Genomic DNA, 7657 nt, shown 5'->3' on the forward strand with positions numbered 1-7657 from the left:
GATGCCGATACGGGACTGGAAAGCTGCGCTAAACCGCTTCGCCATCCAGTTTGAAGACCGCGTACCGCAGACTTAAACAAAGACTCGTTTACACAGAATCTGGTACACCCCCACCAGACACACCAGGCTATCAAGATCGGCGATGCTCGCGAAGTTCGGGGAATGGCTGGTTACGAAGAGCTGGACAGGTTTTTCGCCTTCGACCACCTGGATGGACTGCAGGTACTGGAGCAGTACGGCCTGAAGTTGGGGATGCAAGTGCGCCTCGGGCTCCTCTACGATCAAGCCTCGGTAGCAGGAGTCGGGATTCTTGGTCAGCTCGCTCAGTACGACCGCCATGTAAACCAGGTTGTTGAAGCCCAACCCGTTCTGCTCGATTTCGAACGAATCCACTAGCAGCGACAATCTAGATTTCAAGCTCTTGAAGTCGCTGGCACTCAGGCCGACTTCCAGCAGCTGCGCGAGCTGCGGCCCTAGCATTGTCTTGTGCCGGATGTTGATGGCGTCATGCGTACTAACGATGGGCAGGTGCGCCTTCAGCTCGCCGTCGAGTTCCTGCAGAGCCTTGTTGATGCCGTCGATGCCAGCATCGTCGGCGAGAAGTTGGAGCAGGCGTGCAAGCTGGCTGGCACGGCCCGGCTTCAGGCCTTGGGACGCGTCCCGAAGCGGCGGCAAGTAAACGCCTCGCAGGTTCTCCATCATGTCCGCCGTCAGGCCCACCTCCTCGTTCTCGCCACACCAACGCTTGGCGCGCAAGCGGCCGGCCTTGTCCGCGTCCAAATAGCGGATTTTTATGTGTGCCTCGAGCGCACCTGAAGCACCGGGTACGAGTGCGGCCAGGAAGTCCGCCTCATCGTCAAGACTAAGCCCATTGAACACGTACTCGAACACGATGTCACCCGATGGGGTGCCGCCTTTTGGCCGGTGCACGTCGTCGTCACAGAGGCGTGGGTAAGGCTCGTCATGACCGGCCAGGAGTGCACGCAATGCGTCGACCACAGCTGTCTTGCCGACGTTGTTGCCGCCGACCAGGACGTTCAGGCCTGCTTGAAACGAAAGTTCCGCACGTTTGAGCTTGCGGAAATTCTTGATGACTAGTTTCGCAAGATGCATTCTGGTTCTCTTTTGCTTGCAGGTTCGCTGCTACACGCAGACGATACTGATATTGGGGTAACCAACACCCGAACGCGGTGCCATGCAAAGCACGGTAGTGGCATAGCTTCTATCGTCGGCCCGACCTATATGTGTGTCGTCTAGCGCCAATGGAACGGGCGAAGACGATATACTCATGCACATTCTCTTTCGCTCGGCAAGTGAAACCCTTCCTTGATCAGCCTGGATCTGATCGCCCACACCTGCTCGCACTCCTTCACCGAAGGCACGAACTTCGGAATCCGACACGCGGACATGAGCACGCGCTCTTCACGAGCATCCAGCAAGGACTGCTCCCTTCCCCAGTCAAGCAAATGCTGCCACTGTCCCGGCGTAATTCCGAGCACGGCCGTCCTGGCAAACACGCCGTACCCCACCTGCTGCACATTACTTCCCGGGCCGTACTTGCGTGAGATCGGATCGAACAACTCGTCGATCACGGCCGGGCTCAGCGGCACGGCCATGTCGCGTACCTGCTCCCAGCAGGCCTCCTGCTTGGCCCACTCGGTCACGTTTGCCCTCGGCCGTCCTGGATCGGTAAGCACCGCAAGCACGGCCTGCGCCGTCACGGCAATCTGGTCGCGCAGCGCTGGCGAAGCGCTCTGACAGTCCCATATCTCGCCGAGATCCAGCTGCCGCCCCTTCCCTTTCCTGAGGACCGTGAACTGAAGGAGAGCCAGGGTATAGGTGACGATGTTGGCACGGTATGCCCCCTGATACCAGGGCTGATCGGTCACGATCTGTTCCGTCTGCCTGAACAAAATTGCCATCGCCACCAGATCCCTGAAATACTGATCGTCGAAGACGCTGTCGTTCTCGTTCCAGCGCTTGGCCAACCAGCCCGCAAAGAAGACAAAATTCTTCTGCGCGCCACAGCTGACCTTGTGAGGCATGCCCTTCCATGTATTCTCGAGCTTGGCCACGTCCAGCTTGGTGAGCAGCTGGGATTTCGGATTCCTGTCGAGGAAGAGCTTCTTCTCCTTCTTGCCCAGGTTCTTCTGCTCGTTCACGTACTGACCGCGCGATCGCTCGTAATACCAGCGGGTGGTCTCGCCGCCCTCGATTGGAGGAGCTAGAACGCGGCTCGACAACTGTTCGATCCGGAGGTGATAAGGGTGATTGGCGAAGAAGTCGGACTCGTTGACCTTGTTCTGGCTGTTGGCGAAGCGCGCAATCAAGGGAATCAGCTCACTCGCCCGCGTGGGCGAAAGAACCGAAAGCTTCATCTGCACCAGCACTTTCGACACGTCGAGGCCGGAGCGGACCGCCGCTGCGAGAGAGGCCGTTGTCTGACCGCCGTTCACGACCTGCAGGTTGACTGCGCTGACGATGCTTCCCGAGTCCGGATCGAACTCCACCGATTCCGCGGTTGCCGCGATCCCGTTGTTGTACGCGAAGAACATCTCCGGCTTGTCGGCGATGGTCTGCTGAATTGCCGCGTTGATCTTGCCTTTCGTGCTGAGGAAGGAACGCACGTTCCCCTCCAGCAGACGACTGCCATGGCGCTCATAGATCGCAGCCAGCACGGCGCCCGACATCGTGCACAGATAACCTTCGTAATCGCCATCGACCGAGCCGGCATGAAGGGCCGCGATGCCCCTGCCTGCGCTGCTCCGGAAATCGACCTCGAGGTCATCCCTGCCGCTGTCGGATGTCCAGGCTCTGTGGAAGCGCGCCACATCCCAGGCATGCATCTCGACCGCGATGCCTGCCAGTTGCGTGCTGCCTGCCACTTCGTCGCCGAAATCGGCAAGGCGATCGGTGACGAGATAGAGCCGCAGCCGTGAAATCCCCGGTTGCAGGCGCACGATGTCGGCTGCGAGGCCGATACCCGGATCGCCGGATGGATTGCCAGCGCGCGTCAGGTCGCCCACCAAGGCGGACGTCACGAATCGCTCCACCATATCGAAGTGTCCCTGCGCTTCCTCGCTGCCGATTGCAGGCATGTCCTCGCTGTTGGCAAGGTCCGCGATCATCAGTGCCAGCGAACCATCCGCATCGTCGAAAGCATAGCCGTCGACCTGCATTCGCGCTCCATTCGGAAGATTGCGCGCGAAGCGGCAGCGCTGAAAGTCCGTGAACTCCTCGGCTTCGGTCAGCCGGCGTCCCGCATCTTCGACGAAGGCCGCGACATCGCTTTCACCATCGTTACGGGCTGCTTCGCGTACCGTCGCCCGCCACTCTTCCCTGAAAGATGCCAGTGCGCGGAAGCGATGATGAAGCTCGGCGTCCTCCTGCTGGTCGAAAATGCGTTCGATATCGACGACCTCGACCGGTACCGAGCGGTCAAGGATGTCCAGATTCGCAAGATGCATCGCTCCGGCGCACAGGTCACTCAGAACATGGATACGTACCTGCGGGATGTCCTGCCAGGCACCAGCAATCGTCGAGATGAACGGATACGCATCGTGGGTTTCGTCAACGATGCGTCCGAGCGCGCCGCTGGTCGAAAGCTCGAGAAAGCGGCCGCATTGTGCCACAGCCGCAACTGCATCCTCTTCCCGCAGCAGGCCGGGTTCTGCGTTCCCGCTGTAGATGCTCACGAAAAGATCCAGCTGATCGAGCTCCTCTGCCAGCGCGTATCCGCTGAGCCGGACAACTTGGTCGTGGATCGTTGCAAAATAGCGGCAACGCTTCGGTTCGTGGCTAATCCCGCGCTCGGCCATCCATTCGGCGATGATCATGGTGAACTCCTGCTCGGGGAACGGAAGCTTTCCGTCCGGCAGTGCGGTCTGCACGTCGATCCGTTCCCGCACCTCGCGATGAAGAGCCGACAGAAAATCATTTAACAGCATTCTTGCTCCACTCCCATCAACTCGCCGCGCGCAGGCGCGCGCCGGTCACTTCGGGAATCTCGGCATTCGGCGTGGACCAGACATGTTCCAGCATGCCTTCCCAGCACTCCCGCTTCTTCGCCCACTCCGAGATCATGCGCCCCTTGGCGCTGCTGTGGAGCAGCGCATTCACTTCATCGGACCAGCCAACGATCTGATTACCGAGCTGCGGCGAGATGGACTGCTTCTGCCAGATGTCTTCCAGGTTGATCCTGTCACCAAGCAGATGGGAAACGAGCGCCACCGTGTAGGCCGTGACGTTTGCCTTGAATGCCGGGAAGCGCGGGTTGATCAGCCGTGTCGCAGCCTTGAAGATGATCACCTGGGCGATCATGCGCTTGTACTCGGCCACATCCGGCAGCACTGCGGTCTCGCCATCGGCCTGGGTCATCCGCTTCATGAACGCCGGGAAGGCCTTCTGTCCGCCGAGGCTGACCAGATCCGGCAACTGCATCCATGCGCAGAGATACTTGGCAAAGTCGGTCTTGGTCAGCTTGCGGCTCGGCGGCATTGACTCCTGCAGGCGGCGACGATCCGCTTCCGATTTCGCTTCGCGATCGAGCATGACCTTGTAGCTGCCTGCGGCCCGTTCGTAGTACCAGCGGCCCACACCATCCGGGCAATAGGTCGTCATCGCCAGTTTTTCCATCTGGACCTGGAAAGGCTTGTTGGCGTAATGGTCCGAACCCTTCACCGCGCTCTGGGAGTTGGCATAGCGGGAGATGTCGGCGATCAGCGCATCTTCGGCCAGTTCGTCCGTTTTCCGGAGGACGATGATCTTTGCCGGCACGCGCACCTTGCTCAGATCGACGCCGGTGTACTTCTTGCGAGTGAAGAAGATCGATGCCATCGTCTGGCCGCCGTTCACGACCTGCATGCCCTTCAGCCAGGCGATGCCCGGACTGCCGTCCAGCGCACGGTCCAGATGTGCTTCGTCGGCAACGATGACCACACCGTTGTTGTAGGCCATGAAGCGCTCCGGCTGCTCACGCAGCGTGTCGCGGATGCCCTTGTTGACGGTGTTGGTCTGGCTCAGGAAGGAGCGGACATTGGCCTCGAGGATGCGTGGGCCATACTTCTCGTACAGGAAGCGCAGCGCCTCGCCCGGGAACGCGGTCATTGCGTAATCGTACTCGGCGTCTTCATCGGCCACCCAGACACAGGGCAGCGGCCCGCCGCAGACGTCGTTGAGATTCACGACAAGCTCGTCACGCGGCTTACCGCTCTGCCAGTGATTGAACAGACGCTCGATGTCCATGACTTCAAGCCTGATCGTCTTGTTCTGGATCACGCGAGCCTGGAAGTTGCGGGTCTTCGCCTTCCGGTCGGTCAGCACGTAGATGCGGATCTGATCGAGGCCCGGATAAGCCTTCTCGATGGTCTGCACCAGCGCATAGGCATCGTGCGTCTCGTCCATTCTGCTGAGCAGGGTGCCAGTGACGCACTGGTTGAGGAAGCGCGAGCATTGCTCTGCCGCGCGGGTGGTCTCGGAATCCGGGACGTTCACCACCTGGTCGACGCCTTCGTAGAGGCTGACATACAGGTCGAGCTGGTCGAGATCGTCCGACAACGCATACCCACTCAGGCGCAGCATGCCCTCACCCACTCTCGCCGAGTAATGGCAGATCTGAGGCTCGAAGGTCATCCCGATGTCGGCCATGTGCCGTGTGACCACTTCGGTGAACACCAGCTCTGGAAATGGCGTCGTTTCGCCCGGCTCGGCGGCACGCGACGCGATTTCTTCTTTCACTTCCTGCTGCGTTTTGCGCAGGAATTCGATCAGTTCCATTCAGACTGCTCCAGTTAGCTCGAGGACATCCTCGAGAGAAAATGCTGCGGCGCCGGTCGCGTCGAGATCGATTTCGTAGCGCGCACGCCGGATGGCGGCCGGCACTGTAGCCGCGACGAGACGCGGGAAGGTCTCGTCGACACGCAGGAAGCGGGAATCGGACACAATGAGACGTCGGGTGTAATGCTCGGCATGCTCGTCGACGAAGCCGGCAAGCAGCAGCGCGTTCTCGAAACGGGCTGCTGCCGCGGGATCGCTGCCCAGACGAATCCGCAGGGTCGCAATCCTGTCGCCCAGCGTGTCGCCCGACATTGCCAGCGCAAAGCGGCAACCGAAAAGGAACAGGGGCTGACGCGTCGAGTCATCGAGTTGTTCGAGCGACATGATGGTGGCCGGGAAGCCGTCATGGGACAGCGTACTCTTCACCTCGATGGCGCCGGTGCCGAGTTCGAAGTCCTGCAGGCCGTCGAGCGGGCCGCGCCAGCTCTCGATGGCCGCGTATACGTCGACGTCTGCATCGAGAAGGCGCTCGAGACAGACGAGTTCTCCCGTCAGCCCCAGTTCGGCTTCAGCGTCCAGCGCTCCCTTCTTCCTGCTCATGAACTGCTGCCAGGCCCGCACACGCCCCAGAAAGAGCTGCATCTGACGCTGATGCGTCGCTGCTGCACTTGCTGCCACCGCGGCCACGACATCCGTCGCCATCCTCGAGAAGAGCTCGATGCCTCCCTCTTCCTGCCGGATCAGGGCCAGCCAGTCGCCAGGCAGATCCGAAGTGACTCGCTCGACGCAAAACCCGGCGGCGGCCGGCAACATCGCGGCCGGCGGCGTGTTCACCGACACGAAGCCGACGAGAAGTGCCTCCCGGTTTTCGGGGAACTTTCTTCCCGCCTGAAGACGGCCACCTTCGAGGCCGGAAATGGCGATGCTGCGCCAGCCATCGCCGGCGTGCGCGCTGCCGACGAGCGCGCGCCAAGCGCCGGCGAGCTCCTCGTTAATCGGCAGCGCCATATTCCTGCTCCCAGAGGACGTTGTTAACCTTGTACTCAACCCTGGTTCCCGATTTGCTGCCCGGGAAACTGATGCCGAAGGCGACGATTGGCGTGATGTCCGCGGGCGGTCCGCCGTCCTCGATGTTCTCCTGGTTCAGCAGATAGATGAGAAGCACACCCCGCTCGGGATGAGCCACAACGCCTTCGGCCCCATATCCGCGGACCTTCCGCATCGATGGGCCACTCGGCACCTCCGGCTCCTTCTGGCTCGTCAACCGGGCCGGATCTTCCTTCCAGAGCTTACGGGTTTCATCGAGCGCCGCTGTCCATGCCTCAACACCCAGATCGATGCCTTCGTCTCGTGGCGACAGCAGCCGGCCAATCGAATAACGGTCGGAGGTCGGCGACTTCGCCGCACGTTTCATGCGCTTGACGGGCACACCGCCGACATCGACTTCATCTCCTTCCACGCCACCGCCGATCACGGCGACGGTCCACTTGGTCAGCTCGCCGTCACGGACCATCGAAACGATGAAGTCGCGCAGCAGCAGGCTGTTCGCCTTCATCGCCTGTGGGTGCGTACTGTAGGCACTCAGGAAGTCCGTGACGTGCTCGTGCGGCACACCCTCCCACACGACGCCGTTCCAGCTGTCCTTGCCTCCGGCGCGCTGCTGCACATGATTCGGATTCCCCTTGCCCATCACCGAAACCAGATCCATCAATGCCTGGAAATTGCTGTTGATTTGCTTCTGTTGACGATGCAGGGCCACCGTTTCGATCACGTGCCCGCTGAACGACAGATACAGGCTCTTCGCCGCGCGCATCTTCAGCCGCGAGGTGACCATCAGCACCGGATGCGACACCACCTTCAGGCCGTAGTCGCGCGGCGTGCC

4 protein-coding genes and 1 pseudogene are annotated in these 7657 nt (G+C 60.9%); all 5 read right to left on the reverse strand.

Annotated features, from left to right (window positions below; all coding sequences use genetic code 11):
• Window positions 1-72: 72 nt before the first annotated feature.
• The gene (locus ASC93_RS23800) at window positions 73-1113 is read right to left on the reverse strand and encodes an ATP-dependent endonuclease (protein ID WP_229412854.1); all 1041 of its coding nucleotides are present in this window, start codon (window positions 1111-1113) and stop codon (window positions 73-75) included.
• A gap of 173 nt (window positions 1114-1286) precedes the next feature.
• Window positions 1287-3947, reverse strand: a complete 2661-nt coding sequence (locus ASC93_RS23805) for an AIPR family protein (protein ID WP_056448463.1) — start codon at window positions 3945-3947, stop codon at window positions 1287-1289.
• A 16-nt stretch (window positions 3948-3963) separates the two neighbouring features.
• The gene (gene mzaE, locus ASC93_RS23810) at window positions 3964-5775 is read right to left on the reverse strand and encodes an MZA anti-phage system associated AIPR family protein MzaE (RefSeq protein ID WP_056448466.1); all 1812 of its coding nucleotides are present in this window, start codon (window positions 5773-5775) and stop codon (window positions 3964-3966) included.
• Window positions 5776-6783, reverse strand: coding sequence for an MZA anti-phage system associated PD-(D/E)XK motif protein MzaD (gene mzaD / locus ASC93_RS23815; RefSeq protein WP_056448469.1), 1008 nt, complete (start codon window positions 6781-6783; stop codon window positions 5776-5778).
• Window positions 6767-7657, reverse strand: a pseudogene (locus ASC93_RS31790) (endonuclease); the annotation flags it as partial. The gene mzaD and the pseudogene ASC93_RS31790, both read right to left, overlap by 17 nt.

This window comes from Massilia sp. Root335, from assembly GCF_001425685.1.
In the GTDB taxonomy this organism is placed as follows: domain Bacteria; phylum Pseudomonadota; class Gammaproteobacteria; order Burkholderiales; family Burkholderiaceae_D; genus Telluria; species Telluria luteola.